Origin of the sequence: Paraglaciecola sp. (assembly GCF_039942875.1) — a bacterium.
Classification (GTDB): domain Bacteria; phylum Pseudomonadota; class Gammaproteobacteria; order Enterobacterales; family Alteromonadaceae; genus Paraglaciecola.
Window position 1 is genome coordinate 348,471 of the sequence record NZ_JBDVBQ010000024.1, and the last position, 21,198, is coordinate 369,668.

Here is a 21,198-nt window from a genome sequence, read left to right on the forward strand (position 1 = left end):
GTAAATATGCCTTTTAGTATTATTATGACTCTTATTACTTTTTAAATACTGTAGTTTTCAGTTTGTTGATCTAACAGATCTGCAACATTGTTAGGCTCAGTGCGCCGGTATTTCTCATCCAGTAACTTACCACGCCAATGTTGTTTAGCATGGGTATCCGCTGAAACTTCTCGAACCAATTCAAAAATAGCTTTTACAATATTATTGTTTTGTTTTTGTTCTGCCATTTGCAGATATACCATACGGCTTAAGTTAGGCTCTATCATCCTTATTGGACGAACTTGACCACTTTGTTCTAAATGAAAAGTGGCTGAAGACGGACATATTAAAAGTCCTACACCTTGTGTAACGTAATGAAGGGTTGTCATTAATTGCCCAAATCCTCTTTTAGATTTGAGTTTTATACCGTGCTTCTGGGCTTCTAACTGAAGCAGCTGGGTTAGTGCATCTTTCTGTTCTGGAACAAAAATTTCATAGTGTTGCAGGTCAGTAAAAGGTAGGTTCGAATATAACGCTAATTCACTATAAGACGGATTTTGTGGTTGTTTTGAAATATATAAAAATAAATCTTCATCAATTATAGGGAGTGCTTTAGAACTCGTATTGATATTCATAGGGGTAAAACATAATGCTAGGTCGATACTACCTTCAGCTAGCCATTTTTCTACTTCAAAACTAGGCCCTATTTTATAAACCAGTTCAATATTTGCGAACCTATGTTCAAGCTCTTTCAACAAGGGTATAGACAGCACATTACAATTAGATTGGCTAAGCCCTAATATCACTTTGCCTTTGTATTCAGACTGGTCACCGGCCAAGTCTGATTTTGCGGCCTGCATCTGCCCCATTATGAGCTGGGCATGTTTTTCGAATTTTTTTCCTGCTTCAGTTAACTCCACGCCTCTAAAATCCCGAGCAAACAATTTAGCCTTGAGTTCGTGTTCCAAATTGGCTAACTGCAAGCTTATAGCTGGTTGGGCTACATCCAAATGGCGGGCAGCGGCTGTAATGCTTCCTTGTTCAGCAGTGACTAAAAAATATTGTAATTGCTTAGAGTTCATAGGCGTTTCATCTTATTTTTAACCGCTTTAATCATTATTAGAATTACGCCTCTATATTCATTTCATGCATATTTATTAGAACTCATTGCGCCCGTTATAATTTCATAAATATATTTGTTGGCCAATTATAAAGAATTAATCGTAATAATTCTTCGCTTTAATAACAGTTATTTAGATCATAGCAACATTTGTCATCTGATACTTGGCGGGAGCTACAAGCTAGATATATATTTATTATGTACCTGAACAATATTTATGTGCCTTCTGTCACATTCGTTCAATTTGTATTATCTCTTTAAGATTTAGTTGTTGTATTGGTTTAAAAATAACAAGGTATTTATCAAATCGCTTTATGTTGAATATTACTAGAAGACAATTTCTTACTATGGTCGGAGCCGCAGGCGGCTCTTCGGCGTTACTCAAAACATCTCTAGCTTTAGGCCTAATGCCCGATGAGCCATACACAGGTCCAGTCAAGGTTAAACCTGCAGCCAAAGGTCAAAATCCAACAGCACTTATACTAGGTGCAGGGCTTGCAGGTTTGTCAACGGCATTAGAATTAGAAAGAGCCGGTTACGATTGCACCATTTTAGAAGCTTCATTTAGGCCCGGTGGCCGTAATCTAACCGTTCGTAATGGTGACAAGATTGACGAAATGGGTAACCCCCAGATTTGCCAATTCGACAAACAAGAAAATATGTACTTCAACTGTGGTCCCGCCCGCATACCTGGCCATCACAGACGTTTATTACATTATTGCAAAACTCTGCATGTACCGCTACAAATTAAGGCCAATAGTAGCAAAATGGCCTATTTTCAGGACGATAAGTCTCTCGGCGGCAAGCCTAAACGTATAGTGGAATATCATACCGATGCCCGTGGTTTGATGTCAGAACTATTATGGAAGTCAGCAGACTCGAATCAGTTCGATCAACTTCTGAGTAAAGAGGATGTCGCTAAGCTGAAGAAGTTTTCTAAAACCTACGGTGACTTAACTGAAAACGGTAAGTATATCGGAAGTGACAGAGGCGGCTCTACAACAGACCGTATGCTTGATTATCCATCACCACGAGCGCCTATTGAGTTGAAAGCAATGTTAGATAGCAGCTTCTGGTACGGTGGCTTATTGGGCTCAGAAACATACGATTGGGCCGAGCCACTCATGGAACCCACAGGTGGAATGGACAATGTCATCAACGCATTTCTAAGAAATCTAAAAAGACAACCAGTGTTAAATGCCCAAGTTAAGAAAATATTTAATCGAGACAACGGTGTAGAAGTGACCTATGAGCACGGTGGAGAGTTCCACACTGTAAAAGCTGATTATTGTTTTAATAATATTCCTGCTCATTTTATGGCTGGTATAGAAAATAATTTTTCGGATAATTACCAATCTGGTTTAAATGCCATTAAACGAGGTCATTTGTTTAAAATTGCCTATCAAATGAAAGAGCGTTTTTGGGAAAATGACGGTATTTATGGTGGCATTAGTTATTCAAAAGACGCCATTGGTCAAATTTGGTATCCATCCCATGACATACACGCTCAGAAAGGTATTTTGTTAGGTGCTTATACTTGGAATGAAAAAGCCACCAAGATGTTTGAAGCGCTGTCGCAAGAAGAACGACTTAAAGCTGGTGCACTCTCAGGTGAAAAAATCCATCCGGGTTACAGTAAATACATAGAAAATGGCATTACTATTCCATGGTCTAGAATGAATCACCAAATGGGTTGTGGTCTACGAATGAGCCATGATAATTTCGAAAAGTACTATCATGTACTTCAAAAACCTGAAGGTCGCCATTTTATGATTGGCGATCAGATAAGCCACCATACGGGCTGGCAAGAAGGGGCGCTAGCTTCAAGTGAGCAGGCCTTGCAGCAACTAAATAAAATGTTAGCAGCCAACTTTAATATTGGAGAGACCAATAATGTTAGCTAAACGTTGTTTGTTATTACTTTTATCTGGTTTATTGGCATTTCATCTCGGTGCCGAAGAGGTACCGACTCCTGTTGGTTTAGAATATTGTACTGTGTGTCATGGTGCACAATTAAAGGGCAATGAAAACATCCAAGCGCCAAGACTATCAGGATTATCTGATTGGTATTTAGAGCGTCAATTACTCAATTTTAAAACGAGAGTTAGAGGCGCTCACCCCGATAATTTGACCGGCGGGGAAATGATGCTAATGGCTAAAAATTTAACTGCTCAGGAAATCAAAGACATTGTTAAATGGGTAACCTCTACCGACTCACCTAAACCTTTGGCAACTATTGAAGCTGATATAAAAGCCGGTGAAGCCCTGTATCAAACCTGTTCTGCATGCCATGGTCCTACTGCTACAGGTAATAAAATGCTTGGAGCACCTAATTTGAGCGGGTTAAATGATTGGTATATATTTAATCAGCTTAATCAATTTAGATTAGGTATGCGCGGTACCCATAAAGCCGACAATTATGGTCAACAGATGCGAGCGGTAAGTGGTGTCATTACTTCAGAAAAAGATGCGGCGAACGTAGCTGCATACATTCAACAATTAAAATAGCAGGAACAAAGTTTATGAAAAAATCTTTATTATTGGCGGCAACAAGTTTGTTAGCGACAAGTGCGTTAGCTGATGTTACCCGTCATGCTTTACCTAATAACAGTACTTTCCCTATTTCTCGTGCTGTTGAGGTATCTCCTGAAACAACGTTAATATTCCATAGTGGTACAGTACCTGGGCCTGTAAATCCAGATGCTAAACGTGGTAGTCGTGAATACTACGGTGATACTGAAACTCAAGCCTTAAACGTATTTAAACGTATGGAAACTTCTTTTAAAGAACTAGGTGTTGATTTTGGTGACATTATCAAAATGCAAGTGTTCTTAGTTGGTGATCCAACAATGGACGGTAAAATGGATTTTGCAGGTTTTATGAAAGCCTACACCAAGTATTTTGGTACCAAAGAACAACCAAATAAACCAGCTCGTTCAGCATTTCAAATTGCTGGATTAGCCGGTGGTCCGAATATGCTAATTGAAATTGAAGCAGTGATTGCTCGCCCTAATTAGTATTGTTAGCCACTAATTTCTCCGAGTTAGTGGCTTTTTTTTTCTTCTAAATATCTAATATTGCAGTCTTTTTTATTCCACACAGCTTGAAAGTATGAGAGATTATTCACACACCAATTGGGTTCAGTGAGTAATATGCAAAGCAATAATAAATATATTTTAATATCAATCGTATCTTCCTTAACCTTGTATTTTTTGTTGATTTTCTGGGGACATAATTCAGCGATTTCAGCAACTGCTGCCATAACCTTGTGTACTGCAATGTTATGGGTGACAGAAGCCATACCAATTCCAGCTACATCATTAATTCCATTTTTCGGTTTTCCCATGGCCGGGGTAATTGACTATAAAGAGGCGGCCTCCGCACTAGGAAGTCACGTCATTCTATTATTGATGGGCGCTTTTATGCTTTCAAAAGCATTGGAGAAGTCCAATGTTCATAGCCGTTTAGCCTATTATTTAGTGAATATCACTGGTGGAAAAAGTGCTAAACGTTTGGTTTTAGGCTTTATGCTTACCGCAGCAATATTAAGTATGTGGATTTCAAACTCCGCAACAACCCTGATGTTATTACCCATCACTTTAGCGGTTTTAAAACATGTTAAAGATCCACGTTTAACCATAGCCATGTTATTAGGTATTGCATACGCTGCAAGTTTAGGTGGGGTAGGCACTCCAGTTGGGACTCCACCTAATATCATTTTTATGAGTGTATTTTTAGAATCTCAGGGTAAAGAGATTAACTTTTTAGAGTGGATGAAAACAGGAGTACCTATCGTAGTTATTGGAATACCTGTTATTGCGTGGTGGTTAACTCGAAAACTAGACGACAAGCAAGAATTTATATTACCTAAATCTGGCGAATGGTTACCTGCTGAAAAGCGAGTATTGATTATCTTTTTAGGTATAGCATTGGCATGGATGTTTAGACCCTATTGGACAATTTGGTTAAATATGCCCTCAATTGGTGATAGCACTGTTGCTTTGGTTGGGGTGCTAGTGATGTTTTTAGTACCTAATGGCAATAAAACTGAACAGCCAAATACAAAAGTTGATGCAACCAAAAAAGAAAAATTTGGTGAGGTAGTCGAAAAACCAAAGTCTGACAAACTCCTCGATTGGGAAACCGCGGTGGACATTCCATGGGGAATGTTATTACTGTTTGCCGGTGGTATTTGTATCGCTAAAGCCTTTTCGGCATCCGGTTTAAGTGAGTTGTTAGGGCAACTATTGACTGGATTGTCAGCTTTACCTGTTCCTTTACTTATTTTATCAATTTGTTTATTTGTTACATTTTTAACTGAAATTACCTCTAATACAGCAACCGCCACTTTGTTAATGCCCATTTTAGCGGCTACGGGAATGGCCGCAGGTATTGACCCTGCGTTAATGATGATGCCTGCAGCCATTAGTGCAAGTTGTGCATTTATGTTACCGGTTGCCACCGCTCCAAATGCAATTGTTTATGGTATGAACAAATTTAGTATTCAAACTATGGCACGGGAAGGTTTTATGCTAAATGTATTTTTGGCATTTATTATTACTGGTGTAAGTTACTTTACTATTTAATAAGTGCGCTTAAAAACTATGATTAACAATGGGGTTTTAGCAAGAAACCCCTGTACTTTTAGCTTTATTTTGAAATGTTTTGTCACATTTATAAACGACGACTGGCCTTATTTTTGAGTTAACAAACTTGTTTTTTTTTGGTTTTTGTTATGTTGTAATTTTGTGGTAATTTGTAAAATAAATGCAATTTTTAACCCTTTGCACCATTTTGGGGGTTTAAGTTCTGGGGTGGTGCTTTAGTTTGTTAGGCGTTCCTCTAGGCCCCTATATAACTGGTTGCGTCGGTCTTGGCATCATTTCTGCATTTTCACCTTTGTACAGCATTTTACTCTGTATGTTCATAAGAGCTTAGCTCAATTTAATTAAAATTTTTTAGAAAGTGGTGTTATGGAACTGGAGTTGTTGTTGTTTGTTGCTACCTTGTGTGTAGCTGGTGCAGTTGCCGGTATAACCTCCGGGTTATTTGGTAATGGAGGTGGGTTTGTAGTGGTTCCGGCTTTATTGGCTGTTTTTCCATTTTTCACTGAGTCTTCAGCTGAATTAATGCAAGTTGCGGTAGGTACGTCTTTGGCGTCTATCATAATATCGAGCACTCGTTCGGTACAAGCTCATCACCGTAAAGGGGCAGTAGACTTTAAGGTTTTAAAAGACTGGGCTATATGGCTCGTTTTAGGTGTGTTGGTCGGTATTTATATAGCGTCTAAAACTAGCTCAAATGCATTGATATTGGTTTTTGCTACTGGTGTATTCTTTTATTCTATTTATTTTCTATTTCCAAAATTGTTTGCGGGAAAAACAGATTCTTTAGATATGCCCAAAGGAATAGGGCGAGCAGCTTTGGCTACTTTCTTAGGTGGCTTTTCAGCATTGTTAGGCATAGGTGGTGGAACCATAACTGTTATGACTATGGTGATATGTAATAGGCCAGTTCATCAAGCGGTTGCAACGGCTGCAGGGGTTGGTTTTATTATTGGTTTACCGGGCGCTATAGGGTTTATGGCAATGGGACATGATGTACCTAATTTACCTTATGGAACATTCGGTTACGTAAATATACCGGCGCTAATAGCGATTAGTGTTGGCTCAATCATTACTGCACCAATTGGTGCTAAGTGGGCCCATAGTTTAGATGAAGTACTACTTAAGAAACTATTCGGGGTGTACCTCATCGTAGTGTCAATTTGTATGTTCTATAAAGCGTATTAAAACTTAAATATAAAAATTAAAGGTAAAAAATTATGACTGATAAATTAAGTAGACGTTTATTTTTACAAGGTTCAGTAGCGGCTTCAGCAGTTGCTGCAAGTGGTATTATTACGGGGTCTGCTGTTGCTGCCCATCATAAGACTCCTGCTGTTGCTTATGGACCCAAACCGGGCGTTGCTAAATTAAATGCTAATGAGAACCCCTATGGACCAAGCCCAGCGGCCATGAAAGCCATTATGGCAGCTAGCGCAAAAGGCGCATATTATGCTGCAGATCCTTACCGTGTTTTAGTGGACATGATCGCAGAAAAAAACTCAGTGAGTAAATCTCAGGTTTCTTTAAGTGCTGGTTCCAGTGGTGTGCTTTCATACACGGCAGTACTTGCCTCTACTAAAGGCAAGATTTTAGGACCAGATTTATTTTGGGATACCACGGCTAAAACGCCACAAAAAATTGGTGCTGAAAAAATCAAACGAACAGCAAAGACTGAAGATTTAGGTATTGATTTAGACGCTATGTATGCAGCAATTACGCCTGACGTTGCCATGGTGCAAATTACAAATCCAAATAACCCTACAGGTCGATTATTAGATCCCGTTAAATTGCGTGAGTTTTGTATAAAAGCTTCAAAGAAAGCCTTGGTACTAGTTGATGAAGCGTATAACGAAGTGACTGATATTCCTGAGAAAAACTCCATGATGAGCTTAATAAATGAAGGTCATAATGTTGTAGTAGCACGAACATTCTCTAAGCTATTCGGATTAGCTGGAATGCGTGTTGGTTATATGATCGCTTCGGAAGAAAATACAGCTGAAATCAATCGTTACAGCCTAGGCGGTTACTCTATGAATCAAGCTGGTTTAGCTGCAGCAATTGCTAGTTATAATGATGAAGCTTTCTTAAAAATGTCTAAGTCTAAAATTGTCGAAGGCAGAGAAATGATTTTATCTGCGGTTAAGGCTAACGGATTAATTGCTTTACCATCTGAAACAAATTTTGTATTTGTTGATTTGGGTAAAGGTAATGCTGAAATATTCAGACAAGAAATGGCTAAGCAGAATGTATTAATTCGTGGTATTTACCGTGATTACAATAATTGGTCACGTGTCAGTACTGGTTTGATCCCTGACGTACAAAAGTATGTTGATGCTATGCCAATTGCCTTAGAGAAAACACTAGCTAAAGCTTAATTACGTTACATTATTGGTTACTAGTAGCTTAAGTATTAAGTTACTAGTAACTGGTATAACTGCAACAAATGCTACAGTCATTCTGCTTTTTTGATTCTCTATTTATTCCCAAGTTAGCTGAAGTTTATACGCTTTTAATGAACGTAGGAATGTCAATTTTCCTGCTTCGAAGATTGTCGTACGTGCTTAAAGCCCTTGAGAGTTAGGCGACCCCATTTCTATTAATAGTTATCATATCAATTTAGGTCTCTTCATAACTGACTATAAGTCCACTCAATGGTTATGATAATTTTGAGTTGCAACATATAGGTGCAATTCGTCATTTTTGGCCCGTTTAAATGAGCTTTTGCTCACCCTAGTTGTTTTTGTTTAACTGCCTTTTAGATAAATTTAGGTTCTCTTAAATGCTTGGTTATCACTGCAGGTCCTAATTTTAAAGGAGTTGTCGAGGTATAAGAAAAATATTGTCCCCATAAATAGTAAAACCGGTTCCGGTTGGCATCTGAGTTGCTTTTTAGTTTAAGAGGAATGGTAATTAATAACCAAAAATTTACTTATTAAATGGATTGCACAGAATTAATACACAAGAATAATTAACAGAGTACTAATTTTAGTTGATAAGTAATTCCCAACGTTTTCAAGCACATAATAAAAATGTCAAAATAAGAGGTAATACATGCTTAAGCTACACACACTAAGTCGTTCTATTCGACGTAATTTGCCGGTAATTGCAGCCAGTACTGGTTTGCTTTTAACGTCACCCACTATTTTAGCTCAAGAAGAACAGGCTGATGATGCAAACACAGAACAAATTGTTATTACAGGTTCTCGTGGTGCACCTAGGTCGGTAGCAGATTCAGCAGTGCCTGTAGATGTTTTCAGTGAAGAAGACTTAGTTGCTGTTCCGTTTACAGATACTAACGACATATTAAAAACCTTGGTTCCTTCGTATTCATTATCACGCCAACCTATATCTGATGGTGCGTCATTTATCCGTCCTGCTACATTACGTGGCATGCCTACCGATAAAACCTTGGTGTTAGTTAATTCAAAACGTCGTCATCGTTCTGCGTTAGTACAAATTGGTGGTTCTGGTACTCAAGGGCCAGATATCGCTACTATCCCTGCTTCTGCTTTAAAAGGTGTTGAAGTCTTACGTGATGGTGCTGCCGCACAGTATGGTTCTGATGCGATTGCCGGTGTTATTAACTTTCAATTGAAAGATAATGATGAAGGCGGTTCTATGTCTATAGATATGGGACAATATTACGAAGGTGACGGCGAGCAGTTTACCGTAACAGGTAACATTGGTTTTGCATTAGGTGATAGTGGTTTTGTTAGTGTGTCTGGTGAAATTTCAGATCAAAGCGCTGTTTCACGTTCTCAGCAGTATTGTGAATCATGGGCTTGTGTTGACGTAAACAGCGATGATTTCTTAACAGGTATTGATACATCTATTGAAGGTTTCACAGAAGAATCATTTATAGCAGGGTTGGCTGATGCTAACATTGGCTTTGGTGATGTTGTTCAGCCTTGGGGCCAACCTAATACTTCTGCAACTCGTTTGTTTATTAACTCTGGGTTCGAAATTAACGATTCTACAAGACTTTATGCCTTTGGTAATTACTCAGCCAGTGAAGGTGATGGTGGTTTCTTCTATCGTTACCCAGGTAACGGTACTATTGAAAACCTACGTAACGAAGATGGTTCTATATACTCTCCTTTAGAAAAATTCCCAGGTGGTTTTACCCCTCGTTTCTTTGGTGATATTACTGATATCTCAATCGTAGCGGGTATTGAAGGTGAATTTGACAATGAAATGACATACGATATTGCCGCTCGTTATGGTTCAAATGAAATTTCTTATACTCTTAAAAATACCATTAACCCTTCTTTAGGCGAATTTTATGAAGGCGAAGAATCTCCAACAGAGTTTCATCCTGGTGATTTGATCAATGAAGAGATACAACTGACTGCTGATTTCACACAATTTGTTGACTTAGGTATGGCTAATGAAGTGTTATTCGCATTTGGTGCGTCTTACATGGAAGAAAGTTATGAGTTAGTTGAAGGTGATACTGCTTCATATTTTGCTGGCCCACACGCAACTTCAGACCCTTATAACTTTTGTGATGCTGACGGAAATGCTACCTCAGGTTATACGGATGATCAGGGTAATTATGTTACAGGCGGTTTAGATGTAATTGCTAATGGGTCAACCTTGGACTGTGCTAACTCTAGTGACCCTGTCTATACAGTTGTGGGTGTAGGCTCTAACGGCTTCCCTGGTTATTCTCCTGAATACTCAGAAACTTACGACCGTGATTCGTTTGGTGTATATGTAGATGCGAGTACGGATATTACCGACGCTTTCTTCCTTCAAACAGCGTTGCGTTATGAAGATTATTCAGATTTTGGTTCTGAAATTGTTGGTAAAGTAGCAGCTAAGTTATCTATTACTGATGAAATTAACTTACGTAGTTCTTTTGGTACTGGCTTTAGAGCACCTACTCCAGGGCAGCAAGGTACCACGAACGTATCTACACGTTTGCCTGATGGCCTTCCTGTTGCGACTGGTTTGTTCCCAGCGCTAAGTGATGTGGGTCAAGCGTTAGGTGCTGAAGCACTTAAGCCAGAGACTTCAGTCAACTTTTCTTTAGGTATGTCTGGCTCGTTTGATGCCTTAACTACAACTGTTGATTTCTATCGTATTGCAGTTGCTGACCGTTTCTATGCAGTATCTACAATAGACGTTTCATCTGATCCTGACTCTGGTGAAGATTATGATAAGTATTTAGCATTAGTTGCTGCTGGTGTAGAAGGTGCAGAGTCAATTGGTGGTGTTAACTACTTCCAAAACGCTTTTGACACTGTAACGACTGGTGTAGATATTGTTGCCACTTATACTATGGATGATACTGTGTTAACCGCGTCAGTTAATTACAATAAATCAGAGCTAGACTCGGATGTTGAAGGTTTTTTAAGTACTGAAGATGCATTTGATTTTGAAAATAGTACACCTAAAGTTAAAGGTGTATTTTCTGCGAAACATGATTTTGATGCGTTAACTGTACTTGTTCGAGCTAACTTATATGGTAGTTACACTAATTCAAACTTCACTGGTGGTGAGTTGAAGAAGCAAGACTATGACCCAAGCGTGTTGTTTGATTTAGAGCTTAACTATGCGTTAAGCGATTCATTAAGCCTAGCAGCTGGTGCTCGTAACTTGTTTGATACTTACCCTGATGAAGATACTATTGGTGATGCTTGTTGTGGCCGTATTTACTGGTCTGGCAACACTGTTGATTGGCAAGGTGGTTACTACTACGCTCGTTTAAACTACACTTTCTAATATTTAGTTAGTATATAGTTTTTAAAAGCCGTCACTTGTGACGGCTTTTTTATTGGCTGTAATTTAAATTTGGTGTAACGGATATTTTGGTAAGGATAATAATATGTATATTGTAATGTTCAATTTTGTAGTGAGACAAGGCTTCGAAAAACAGTTTCTAAAGGCTTGGCTTGGCCTAAGGTCACTTAAGGATTTATTTGTTTAAAAGGAGTGTAGGATCTAGATTGCACAGAGATAATGGCGGAAAGTTTATTGCTTATGCTCAGTGGCCCAATAAAGAGACTTATGAGGCAGCTAATGACATAGAAATGGCTGCAGACTACGAGTTGGCAAGAGCTAAGATGCACAATGCACTAAATATAGAAAAAACCGAAGTCATCTTTCAAATGGAAGTGGAAATTGATTACTTGCAGCGCCGAGCTTTTGATATTTAAACTCAGTTTAGCTATTTAAAATTTACTCTTCTATAGGCTCTTCTATTTCTGGCCAGTTATAACGATTAATTGTGACTACCATCCCAAATAAGGGATGATCAAAATAGTGCACCTGTTTGCTGATCACTCTTCTTAACTGATCAAATTTAACACTTTCTAAAAAGTTAGCTTGGTCATAATTTCCAGTGATTAAAGTGGTTTCTGAGTCTTCCATAGACTCTTGTGGCTTAAATACTGGGTGGCGATAATCTAAGTCACTGTCTATATGTAAATAGGGTACGCGTCCAATATTTCGTAAATAAACGGCGACTTCACCGTCTAATTGCCAAATGTCACTAGCTTGGTCTGTTGGCTTTTCTTCAGCCTTTGATAAATCTTGTTTGTCACTTAGAAGCCCAGTCAAATTAACGGGGGTGCTATCATCTAAGGCATTATCAATTGTCCTAAATAAGTCCTCAGTAGACTCGATATCTAGGCTGGTTGTGTCAGGCTCAACCGGATCTATGTCTAATAACTTTTCTGCCTCAGGAATATAAACGTCTTCTTGGTTAGGTGCCAAAGTATCAAAAAGTGTATCTGTATCTTGTGGTAATAATTCACCGCTATTTGTATAAGCACTGCCATAGTTTTTACCCGCGAATAAACGAATAGCCTGAGTGTTCTCCCGTCCAAAGGTGACTTTTTGACGCCATGCTAAATGTAGTAGTGGGGTTATACCTCTTTGGTATTTAATACTCTGATATAGCTCATCCATTCTGAAGCTATCTATGGGCAATAAAGAAGCGGGCATTTTTGTTTGCCATTCTATGCCGTCTATTTTTACTGGTACGTTTGCGATTAAATCAGTCGGGTCATCCGCATCCTTTTTAGGAGTTAAAACTAACATCGGGTCAATTTGTTCAGAATAGGCACAGGGGAGGTGTTCTGGTATTTGCCATTCTATATAAGACATATCGGTGAGTTGGCTCACATAAGGTTCTGATTCATAATCTTCATAAGTAGATACACCTGTGGTGTTGACGTCTTGTCTATTTATCAATGAGCTTGGGTCTGTAGAGACTGATTGTACTTCTAAACCTAGTGTAGGTAAGTCCGATTCTAGTTCAGGCTCAGGCCATACAAGATCATCGATAGCTGTACTTATGTTTTCAACCCATTGCATGTTTGGAATAACAAACCTTTGTCGTGCTGTGCTACTAACCTCTTCCTGCTTCGATGCTCGGCAGTAGTTGAGTCCCGCCAGTAAATAAGAGGTATCGGGGGTTAAGTATGGGCTGAGTAAGTCTAGGGTATTATTTATTCTTGGGGTTAAGCTTGATTGCTTAAATGTTTCAGAAACAGCATTTGGCTCTAAAGAACGTTCAAATATAATCACTTCTACATCAAACCACCATTCTTGTTCTGCGGCTTGTAAGGACTGTGTAGCAGTTAATACACCTAAACTTACTAATGATAGTTTTAGTGCTTTTGGCGACAACAAGCTCGTAGTTGAGGATAATAAAGTGGTTAATTTGTGGGTCATTAAGCAGCTCTTAATTGTTGGCTAAATTCATTTAACATATCAGTGAATAGTTTAAGTCTATCTTTGGCTGATTCAGTAGGCACGTTAAATTTTAATTTTTGTGGACCATCTAATTTATATATTCTGGGTTGCGATTGAATCAGTTTAATAATAAAACCGGGGTCTATCTTGGTGTGTTGTGAAAACTCTACAAAGCCACCTTTATTAGTGCCTTCCATTTTAGAGACGCCAATTTTCTTGGCTATTAGTTTCAGCATGGCGACATCAAGCAGGTTTTTAGCGCTTTGGGGCAATAGTCCAAACCTGTCAATTAACTCAATTTGAAATTCGTTAATGGCTCTTTCATCTTGGCAACCTGCCAGTTTTTTATATAAAGATAAGCGCATGTTAACGTCAGGTACATAATCATCCGGAAACAGCGCAGGTAAGCGCAAGTCAATGTCAGTTTGCTCAGCTAATGCCGAGTCAAGAGAGGGTTCCTTACCTTGTTTTAAGGCTTCAACGGCTTGTTCTAACATATCCATATATAACGTAAAGCCAATACTCGAAATTTGCCCAGATTGGCCATCACCTAATAGCTCACCCGCTCCTCGTATTTCTAAGTCATGAGTGGCGAGTGCAAAACCAGCGCCTAATTCTTCTAAAGATGAAATTGCCTCGAGACGTTTTTTGGCGTCTTTAGTGAGTCGTCTTGGGTGTGGGGTCATCAAATAGGCGTAAGCTTGGTGGTGTGACCGACCCACACGGCCTCTAAGTTGATGCAGTTGAGCCAAACCTAAGTGGTCTGCTCTATCCATCACTATGGTGTTGGCAGAAGGCACATCAATACCAGTTTCAATTATGGTGGTACATAACAACACATTAAAACGTTGGTGGTTAAAGTCTGACATGACTTTTTCAAGCTCACGCTCACGCATCTGTCCATGACCAATCACTACTCGAGCTTCTGGGACAATTTCTGCTATTTCTTCTGCTGTTCGCTCTATTGTGTCTACTTCATTATGTAAGAAGTAAACTTGTCCGCCCCGCAGAATTTCACGCATGATGGCTTCACGAATTAAATCTTTACTGCGTTGTTGAACAAATGTTTTTATGGGTAAACGTTTTGCAGGTGGCGTCGCAATAATTGACAAATCACGCATGCCACTTAAGGCCATATTTAAGGTTCGCGGTATTGGCGTTGCGGTTAACGTTAGAATATCTACGTCTGAACGTAGCGCTTTAAACTTCTCTTTTTGGCGCACTCCAAAGCGGTGTTCTTCGTCGATGATCACTAAACCTAAATCATTAAACTTTAAGCGCTCTTGTAACAAGGTGTGGGTACCTACAATGATATCTACGTTGCCTTCGCCAATGGCTGATACCACACGTTTAGAATCTTTAGCACTGACAAATCTAGATAACACCTCAATGTTAAAGGGGAAGTTTACAAAACGTTCTTTAAAGTTTTCAAAATGCTGATGGGCTAACAGGGTAGTGGGTACCAAAATAGCCACTTGTTTACCCTGATTGGCAGCGATAAAGGCTGCGCGCATGGCGACTTCTGTTTTACCAAAGCCTACATCACCGCAAACTAGTCTATCCATGGCATTGGCTGACCCCATATCTTGAATGACCGCATTGATGGCTTTTTGTTGATCTAGGGTTTCTTCAAAGGGGAAACTATCAGAGAACCCTTGGTATTCATCCCATGCGATTTTAAATGCATAGCCGGGTTTTGCTGCTCGCTGTGCATACACATCTAGTAGCTGAGCGGCTACATCTCGTACTTTTTCAGCGGCTTTTGTTTTGGCTTTTGACCAAGTGTCTGTACCTAAGTGATGCAGTGGCGCATGTTCTATGTCACCGCCACTGTAGCGACTTATCAACTGCAAGGAAGCCACAGGTACATATAACTTAGACTGTTTAGCGTATTCAATGGTCAAATATTCTGTCGTAATGCCGCCGGCATCTAAGGTTTGTAAACCTAAATAGCGGCCTACACCGTGGTCGAGGTGCACCACAGGCTGGCCCAATTGCAGTTCGGCCAAGTTGCGTATAATCGCGCCTTCGTCGGTGCCTTGACGGGTATCCCGTTTACGGCGATGACTAATTTTATGACCTAGGAGCTCAGTTTCAGTTATAAAAGCGACAGGTAAGTCTTTATCATCAATTAAGAAGCTAAATTCTGCTGCGCCTACTGTTATTCCTATTGGCTCATCGCTATATAAAAATTCGTCTAGTTGGGCAAAGGATTTAGGTTTTATCTCTGCTTTAGTGAGAATTTCTAGCAGGCCTTCACGACGACCTGCCGACTCAGTGCTAAACAACACTTTAATCTTCTGTTTTTGCCACTCAGCGACTTGTTGTTTTAATGAAGTCCACGGAACTTTGTTTTGTGGTTTCAGGGCAATATCAGCAATAGGATGGGTATTAAAATTATAATGGCCCGCTTTTTTACTGATTGATTCCTTGCTTATTTGAACTCTTGGCCAGTCTTTTAAAGCGGCAAACAACTCTTCAGCACGCATAAAAATATCTGCTGGCTCAAGTAATGGGCGTACTAGGTTATAACGTAGTTGCTCGTATCTATTGTTTACGTCTTTCCAATAGGTGTCGTGGGCTACTTGTAAATCACCATGCATTAAAATGGTGGTGTCTGCGTTTAAGTAATCAAATAAGCATGAGGTCTTTTCAAAAAACAAAGGTAAGTAATATTCGATTCCACCTGGCATTAAACCTTTGCCTACCTGGTAATAAATAGACTCTTTGCTGTTGTTGGCGTCAAACTTTGTTAAGTATTGTTGTCTAAACAATAAGGTGGCGTCTTTATCTGTCGGAAATTCTCTCGCGGGTAATAACTTAATTTCGTCTACTTTATCACCTGAGCGTTGTGTCTCAGGATCAAAGTGTCTAATACTATCGACTTCGTCATCAAACAAATCGATACGAAAAGGGTGTGAACTCCCCATTGGGAACAGGTCAATAATACTGCCACGTATAGAAAACTCACTATGACTCATTACTTGGTTAACATGCAAATAACCCGCGCGCTCTAAGCCAGAACGGAACTCACTAATATCCAAGGTTTGATTGATTTTTAATATCAGTAGATATTTTCCAATGTAATCCACTGGAGCCATACGCATAATCAAGGTATTTAGCGGCACAATAAAAATGCTGCGCTCATTTTGAGTAAGCTGATATAACGCTTCTAAACGCTGCGAAACAATATCTTGATGAGGAGAAAAGTTATCGTAGGGTAGGGTTTCCCAATCTGGGAACAACTGCACATTTACAGTTTGATTTTGTAAAAAATAATCCAGTTCTTTCTCAAGTTTAATGGCGCTGGGCGTATCAGCCGTTATTAATAACAATGGGCCGTTAGCATTTTCTGCAGCCGAAGCTATGGCTAAAGCGGTACTACTGCCTTGCAGGTTCCCCCAGTGGCGAATGTCATTATTAGATTTTTGATTGTTGTTAGGTAACGGCGGTGAAAAAATACTGTCAGTCATTAATTGTTTTCGTTTTGGTTCATTTTCTGAGTTTTACGTTTACGGAGATTAGCAGCTTGTAAATGTAAGCTGGCTCTTACCAATAAGTCTTGGTCTTCATCTCGTATACGGGAAAAAATTAGCGATATATGGTACGTATCATCTTCTTGCTTACAAGTAATAACTTCAGCAAAACAAAAAATAGCGGCGGCTTCTTCCCTTAAAAATAATTTTACTTCTACGGCAGCGCCTATTTCCCACGGGTTTTCGCTTGCAACCACTAAACCGCCACCACCAAATTGTATAGATTGATGACTGTTAGCTTGGTCTGAGTGTTGTTGTAAAATAAGTGACATCATTAAATCAATTTTTTTTGATTGGTGATTTAAAAACTCGGCGAGTTGCGAAGCATGTTCCCCTAAACTCAGCAATGGCCTAAGGGCTTTACTGTCGATATCAGATAATTCATTCGCAATCTGAAATTCAAAAGGCATATGCTCATGCAATTCCTCTACTTCAGGGAGGGTAAAGGTCTTATCTAACAACCGCATATTTACCGGAACAATATGTTTTATCATGAAAAACTCTTCAAATTGTTCATATTTTTGTTCAAGCGTAAGGTGCTGCATAGGATCTCCTGCGATTGCTTTGCTTGTTAGATTTCTTTCAAGCACGTATTATTGAACATCATTTTAGAGTATACCAATACTTAACAGGTTATTTTTCAACTGTTTATAACTAAATAAGAATCCCACTCACATGTTCTATCCTGTTTCAGCCTTTATTGGCTTACGATATGCCAAAGCTTCTAAGGGCAGCCATTTCATTGCGTTTATTAATTTTTTCTCAGTAGTAGGGATAGCCTTAGGCTTAATGGCATTGATTACTGTGTTGTCTGTGATGAATGGCTTTGAAGGTGAACTTAAGCTACGAAACTTAGGTATTACGCCCCACATACTAGTTGACCCCCTCGCAGATCCAAAGGCTGAGAATATTGACTTTGAAAGCATTCCTAGTGTGTTAGTGGCAAGTGAGTTTATTGAATCAGAAGGCTTAATACAGTCTTCTCAAGGTCTACAAGGCGTTATATTTCAAGGTGTGCAGCCTAGCGTAATGGAGCAATCATCTATCATTGCAGAAAACATGCTAGTGGGGCAGTTCAGTAATTTAAAGCAAGGTGAATATGGCGTCATAATTGGTCGCGCATTATCTTTAAAGCTAAATTTGCGTGTTGGCGAAAAGGCACGTTTATTAGCGTCTGAAAACAGCTACTTTGGGCCTTTTGGCAGAATGTACAGTCAGCGAGTGTTTAAGGTTGCGGGCATATTTAGCATGAGCTCAGCCTTAGACGACAAAGTGGTGATGTTGCATATTAATGATGCGGCTAGGTTACTCAGAGGTAGCACCCAACACTTAGCCAAAACCCGTCTGTTTTTAGATGATGCCTTTAATTACAAAGAGGTTGTACAAGTTTTAAAGTCAAATGGTTATCAATCTACTAATTGGCGAGACAGACAAGGCGTATTATTTGATGCCGTAAAGATGGAAAAAAACATGATGTCGCTTATGTTGTTGCTGATTATAGCCGTTGCGGCCTTTAACATAGTGTCAGCTTTAGTGATGGTGGTGTCTGAAAAACAAGGAGACATTGCCATACTGCTCACCCAAGGAATGACTCGTAGCCAAGTAATGTGGATATTTTTGTTTAATGGCGCCTACAACGGTATTAAAGGCACATTAATTGGCGTGTTACTTGGGGTACTCACAGTGAGTCAAATAAATAACATCATAGTATTGTTAAACATCCCTATCTATTTTGGCGCTAACGGGCAGGGCTTACCCATTGATCTGCAATGGCCACAAGTCGTATTTTTGATTGGTACTTCGTTAGTGTTATGTTTTTTAGCGAGTGTGTACCCAGCAATCAGAGCAGTTAAAGTAGAACCTGCACAAGCATTGAAGTACGAATAAAAGCTTAAATGTTAGGGTGAATTGAACCCTAGTTCGATATACAATACCGCGCTAAATAACGTTTAGGTTGAATTAACCAAGCGTTCCCTAAAGTTTTAAGGTTACCAACTCAATGCAAAAAACATTTATTACAGCACAAATGTTACTAGAAGATTCGTTCCGAGTAGCGGCTCAGGTTTATGAAAGCGGCTTTCGTCCTACGTTTATTATTGGGATCTGGCGTGGTGGTGCTCCTATTGGTATAGCGGTACAAGAATATTTTGATTTCAAAAAAGTTGAAACTGATCATATTGCTGTACGCACCTCTTCTTACTACGGAATAGACCAACAATCTAAAACCATAAAAGTGCATGGTTTACATTACCTGATTGAAAACGCTAATGCCGATGACACCTTATTAATTGTTGACGATGTTTTTGACTCTGGTCGCAGTGTTGATGCCTTGATAAAACAAATTAAGAAATTATCTCGCGCTAATATGCCCAGTGATGTGCGTGTTGCTTGTCCTTATTACAAGCCCAGCAACAATAAGACCGAAATGGTTCCAGATTACTTTGTGCACGAAAGTGACGAATGGTTAGTTTTCCCCCATGAAGTGGCAGGGTTAACACCAGATGAAATTATAGAAGGTAAAACCGACCTTAAAAACGTCTTACATTTGCTTAAGCAAGACTAATCGAAAGATAGAAAAATATTATGATTAAAGGCAGTTTACTGCCTTTTTTATTACCCTTAAAAACATAGGTTTATATCTGCACTAGGTATAGGTGCGACATTATGTCGCATTGTTACAATTTATTAACTTTCTATAATGACTGAAAATTTATTTTGGATCATTTTTTGAAAGTGCATAGTTTAAAATTACTTCCTATTCATCTCGTAAAACCGCTTCTTCTCTTTCTTTTATTGCTCACTTCTATGGTTAATGCCCATGATTTTAAAACCGGCAAACTGGAAATAGGCCATCCATGGGCTAGGCCAACATCTGCTGTCGTAAAAACCGCTGCGATTTACTTTTCAATCAAAAATCCAACTCCTGATATAGATAAATTAATGTCAGTTGAGGTTTCATCTAATATCGCGCAACAGGCTGAAATTCATCAAACAAAGTTTACCCATGACATGGCCCAAATGCGCGAGGTTAAACAAGGCCTAGTCATTACAGCAAAAAATACGACCACACTCAGCCCAGGTGGCATACATATTATGTTGGTGGGCTTAACTCGACCTTTAGAGTTGGGCAGCAAATTCCCCATGACGCTTCATTTTCAAAACAGTGGCGCAATAACCGTTGAAGTATGGGTGGAAGACTCACCCAAAGCAGATACAGATGCGCCGACTCAACATCATCATTAAGTTAAGTAATAAACAGGATATTAATTATGGATAAATCTACTCATTTAAAACCCATTTCTCTAGCGGCTATTGCGGCCACCTCTATGTTGAGCGCCTGTGGTGGTAGCAGTTCAAGTACTGATGATAACAATGCCGTTGCTGAGGCCTTTAGTTTAGATTTTAAAGCCATGAGTGGTGTTGAAGAGGTCAATTGCGACACTATGTTTACAGGCTATGGTTCTGATGCAAGTTATAGCTTAGGAGTGAGTGATCTCAGGTTTTATGTGAGTAATATTAAATTCTACGACCAATATGATGTTGAGATTGAAGCCACCTTAGATGAAAACGAATTTCAATATCAAAGTGAACAAGGGTTTGTGGCGTTAATTGATTTAACCGGTAATAGTAGTGGTACTTGTGCCTTAGAAAGCCTAACGGGTACCGCTCGCACCAACACTGAGATTACAGGCACCTATTTAGATACAGGTGTGGCAAAGGTTTCTTTCGATTTAGGCTTACCCCAAGCCATAATGAAAGATGTTATTGCAACCACTTCGGCTGAAGATGCTCCGTCTCCATTGAACGAAATGTATTGGTCTTGGGCAAGTGGCTATCGTCATTTTGTAATGAATTTTGCCATAGAAGATACCAATGGTGAGTCGGGCGAAGGGTATCTACATATTGGCAGTAGAAACTGCACCGGTGATGGCCTGTTAGCCCTTGAAACTCAAGATGAATGTGATTTTATCAATACCCCAAAAGTTGAGTTGGACAATTTTGACCCAGCTGTAAACACGGTTGTGGTAGACATAGAAAGTGTTTTAGCTGATGTGGCATTTTCATCTACATCTGAAGGCGTTACCACCACGGGAGTCAGTTGTCATTCTGCACCAAGTAGTGTGCAAGCAGACTGTGGCCCTATCTTTGTCAATTTTGGGATCTCTGCCGAAACCGGCGATAGTTTAGCCGCTGACAATTCAACAGTTGTGGTTGAGTAATACCAACCCTTTTTTGAATTTGGGGTAAGCAC

16 protein-coding genes are annotated in these 21,198 nt (G+C 39.4%); 12 read left to right on the forward strand and 4 right to left on the reverse strand.

The features are described from left to right. Positions 1 to 41: 41 nt before the first annotated feature. Positions 42 to 1,061 carry a LysR family transcriptional regulator gene (locus ABJE44_RS08060; RefSeq protein ID WP_348112536.1) on the reverse strand — a complete coding sequence of 340 codons (1,020 nt, stop codon included), beginning with the start codon at positions 1,059 to 1,061 and terminating at the stop codon, positions 42 to 44. Positions 1,062 to 1,413: 352 nt separating this feature from the next. Here ABJE44_RS08060 and ABJE44_RS08065 point away from each other — a divergent pair, with 352 nt between their 5' ends. The 8 genes from ABJE44_RS08065 (at position 1,414) to ABJE44_RS08100 (ending at position 11,867) form a co-directional block, all read left to right on the forward strand. Then, on the forward strand, positions 1,414 to 3,003 hold the full coding sequence (locus tag ABJE44_RS08065; protein WP_348120711.1) for an FAD-dependent oxidoreductase: 1,590 nt from the start codon (positions 1,414 to 1,416) through the stop codon (positions 3,001 to 3,003). Next, complete coding sequence (locus tag ABJE44_RS08070) at positions 2,993 to 3,607, forward strand: c-type cytochrome (protein WP_348112538.1); 615 nt, start codon at positions 2,993 to 2,995, stop codon at positions 3,605 to 3,607. Before ABJE44_RS08065 ends, ABJE44_RS08070 begins: the two co-directional genes overlap by 11 nt. Positions 3,608 to 3,621: 14 nt before the next feature. Next, positions 3,622 to 4,116: a RidA family protein gene (locus ABJE44_RS08075; RefSeq protein ID WP_348112539.1), complete on the forward strand. Its 495-nt coding sequence runs from the start codon at positions 3,622 to 3,624 to the stop codon at positions 4,114 to 4,116. Positions 4,117 to 4,251: 135 nt separating this feature from the next. After that, positions 4,252 to 5,685: an SLC13 family permease gene (locus ABJE44_RS08080; RefSeq protein ID WP_348112540.1), complete on the forward strand. Its 1,434-nt coding sequence runs from the start codon at positions 4,252 to 4,254 to the stop codon at positions 5,683 to 5,685. Between the two features lie 387 nt (positions 5,686 to 6,072). Next, positions 6,073 to 6,891, forward strand: a complete 819-nt coding sequence (locus ABJE44_RS08085; RefSeq protein ID WP_348112541.1) for a sulfite exporter TauE/SafE family protein — start codon at positions 6,073 to 6,075, stop codon at positions 6,889 to 6,891. Between the two features lie 32 nt (positions 6,892 to 6,923). Then, positions 6,924 to 8,081, forward strand: a complete 1,158-nt coding sequence (locus ABJE44_RS08090; protein WP_348112542.1) for a histidinol-phosphate transaminase — start codon at positions 6,924 to 6,926, stop codon at positions 8,079 to 8,081. Between the two features lie 676 nt (positions 8,082 to 8,757). Continuing rightward, positions 8,758 to 11,433, forward strand: a complete 2,676-nt coding sequence (locus tag ABJE44_RS08095) for a TonB-dependent receptor (protein ID WP_348112543.1) — start codon at positions 8,758 to 8,760, stop codon at positions 11,431 to 11,433. Between the two features lie 224 nt (positions 11,434 to 11,657). Continuing rightward, the gene (locus ABJE44_RS08100; protein WP_348112544.1) at positions 11,658 to 11,867 is read left to right on the forward strand and encodes a hypothetical protein; all 210 of its coding nucleotides are present in this window, start codon (positions 11,658 to 11,660) and stop codon (positions 11,865 to 11,867) included. A 22-nt stretch (positions 11,868 to 11,889) separates the two neighbouring features. On the opposite strand, the gene ABJE44_RS08105 is transcribed toward ABJE44_RS08100, so the two are convergent. The 3 genes from ABJE44_RS08105 to ABJE44_RS08115 are packed head-to-tail and all read right to left on the reverse strand — an operon-like array spanning position 11,890 to position 17,491. After that, the gene (locus tag ABJE44_RS08105; protein WP_348112545.1) at positions 11,890 to 13,389 is read right to left on the reverse strand and encodes a CsiV family protein; all 1,500 of its coding nucleotides are present in this window, start codon (positions 13,387 to 13,389) and stop codon (positions 11,890 to 11,892) included. Beyond that, on the reverse strand, positions 13,389 to 16,883 hold the full coding sequence (gene mfd / locus ABJE44_RS08110) for a transcription-repair coupling factor (RefSeq protein ID WP_348112546.1): 3,495 nt from the start codon (positions 16,881 to 16,883) through the stop codon (positions 13,389 to 13,391). Before mfd ends, ABJE44_RS08105 begins: the two co-directional genes overlap by 1 nt. Beyond that, positions 16,883 to 17,491 (reverse strand): PilZ domain-containing protein, encoded by a 609-nt coding sequence (locus tag ABJE44_RS08115; protein ID WP_348112547.1) that lies wholly within the window; start codon positions 17,489 to 17,491, stop codon positions 16,883 to 16,885. The genes mfd and ABJE44_RS08115 overlap by 1 nt, the downstream gene beginning before the upstream one ends. Before the next feature lie 130 nt (positions 17,492 to 17,621). On the opposite strand from ABJE44_RS08115, the gene ABJE44_RS08120 reads away from it, so the two are divergent. From ABJE44_RS08120 to ABJE44_RS08135, 4 genes are all read left to right on the forward strand, one after another. Next, the gene (locus ABJE44_RS08120) at positions 17,622 to 18,833 is read left to right on the forward strand and encodes a lipoprotein-releasing ABC transporter permease subunit (RefSeq protein WP_348112548.1); all 1,212 of its coding nucleotides are present in this window, start codon (positions 17,622 to 17,624) and stop codon (positions 18,831 to 18,833) included. 112 nt (positions 18,834 to 18,945) lie between these two features. Then, positions 18,946 to 19,509 (forward strand): phosphoribosyltransferase family protein, encoded by a 564-nt coding sequence (locus ABJE44_RS08125; protein WP_348112549.1) that lies wholly within the window; start codon positions 18,946 to 18,948, stop codon positions 19,507 to 19,509. A 242-nt stretch (positions 19,510 to 19,751) separates the two neighbouring features. Continuing rightward, positions 19,752 to 20,189: a copper chaperone PCu(A)C gene (locus ABJE44_RS08130; RefSeq protein WP_348112550.1), complete on the forward strand. Its 438-nt coding sequence runs from the start codon at positions 19,752 to 19,754 to the stop codon at positions 20,187 to 20,189. A gap of 26 nt (positions 20,190 to 20,215) precedes the next feature. Beyond that, positions 20,216 to 21,166: an MbnP family copper-binding protein gene (locus tag ABJE44_RS08135; RefSeq protein WP_348112551.1), complete on the forward strand. Its 951-nt coding sequence runs from the start codon at positions 20,216 to 20,218 to the stop codon at positions 21,164 to 21,166. Positions 21,167 to 21,198 lie beyond the last annotated feature (32 nt).

What these genes read in the sequence shown, in the direction of transcription:
- ABJE44_RS08060 (WP_348112536.1), bottom strand. Translation starts at nt 1,061, where the DNA reads ATGAACTCTAAGCAATTACAATATTTTTTAGTCACTGCTGAACAAGGA.
- ABJE44_RS08065 (WP_348120711.1), top strand. Translation starts at nt 1,414, where the DNA reads ATGTTGAATATTACTAGAAGACAATTTCTTACTATGGTCGGAGCCGCA.
- ABJE44_RS08070 (WP_348112538.1), top strand. Translation starts at nt 2,993, where the DNA reads ATGTTAGCTAAACGTTGTTTGTTATTACTTTTATCTGGTTTATTGGCA.
- ABJE44_RS08075 (WP_348112539.1), top strand. Translation starts at nt 3,622, where the DNA reads ATGAAAAAATCTTTATTATTGGCGGCAACAAGTTTGTTAGCGACAAGT.
- ABJE44_RS08080 (WP_348112540.1), top strand. Translation starts at nt 4,252, where the DNA reads ATGCAAAGCAATAATAAATATATTTTAATATCAATCGTATCTTCCTTA.
- ABJE44_RS08085 (WP_348112541.1), top strand. Translation starts at nt 6,073, where the DNA reads ATGGAACTGGAGTTGTTGTTGTTTGTTGCTACCTTGTGTGTAGCTGGT.
- ABJE44_RS08090 (WP_348112542.1), top strand. Translation starts at nt 6,924, where the DNA reads ATGACTGATAAATTAAGTAGACGTTTATTTTTACAAGGTTCAGTAGCG.
- ABJE44_RS08095 (WP_348112543.1), top strand. Translation starts at nt 8,758, where the DNA reads ATGCTTAAGCTACACACACTAAGTCGTTCTATTCGACGTAATTTGCCG.
- ABJE44_RS08105 (WP_348112545.1), bottom strand. Translation starts at nt 13,389, where the DNA reads ATGACCCACAAATTAACCACTTTATTATCCTCAACTACGAGCTTGTTG.
- mfd (WP_348112546.1), bottom strand. Translation starts at nt 16,883, where the DNA reads ATGACTGACAGTATTTTTTCACCGCCGTTACCTAACAACAATCAAAAA.
- ABJE44_RS08115 (WP_348112547.1), bottom strand. Translation starts at nt 17,491, where the DNA reads ATGCAGCACCTTACGCTTGAACAAAAATATGAACAATTTGAAGAGTTT.
- ABJE44_RS08120 (WP_348112548.1), top strand. Translation starts at nt 17,622, where the DNA reads ATGTTCTATCCTGTTTCAGCCTTTATTGGCTTACGATATGCCAAAGCT.
- ABJE44_RS08125 (WP_348112549.1), top strand. Translation starts at nt 18,946, where the DNA reads ATGCAAAAAACATTTATTACAGCACAAATGTTACTAGAAGATTCGTTC.
- ABJE44_RS08130 (WP_348112550.1), top strand. Translation starts at nt 19,752, where the DNA reads ATGGTTAATGCCCATGATTTTAAAACCGGCAAACTGGAAATAGGCCAT.
- ABJE44_RS08135 (WP_348112551.1), top strand. Translation starts at nt 20,216, where the DNA reads ATGGATAAATCTACTCATTTAAAACCCATTTCTCTAGCGGCTATTGCG.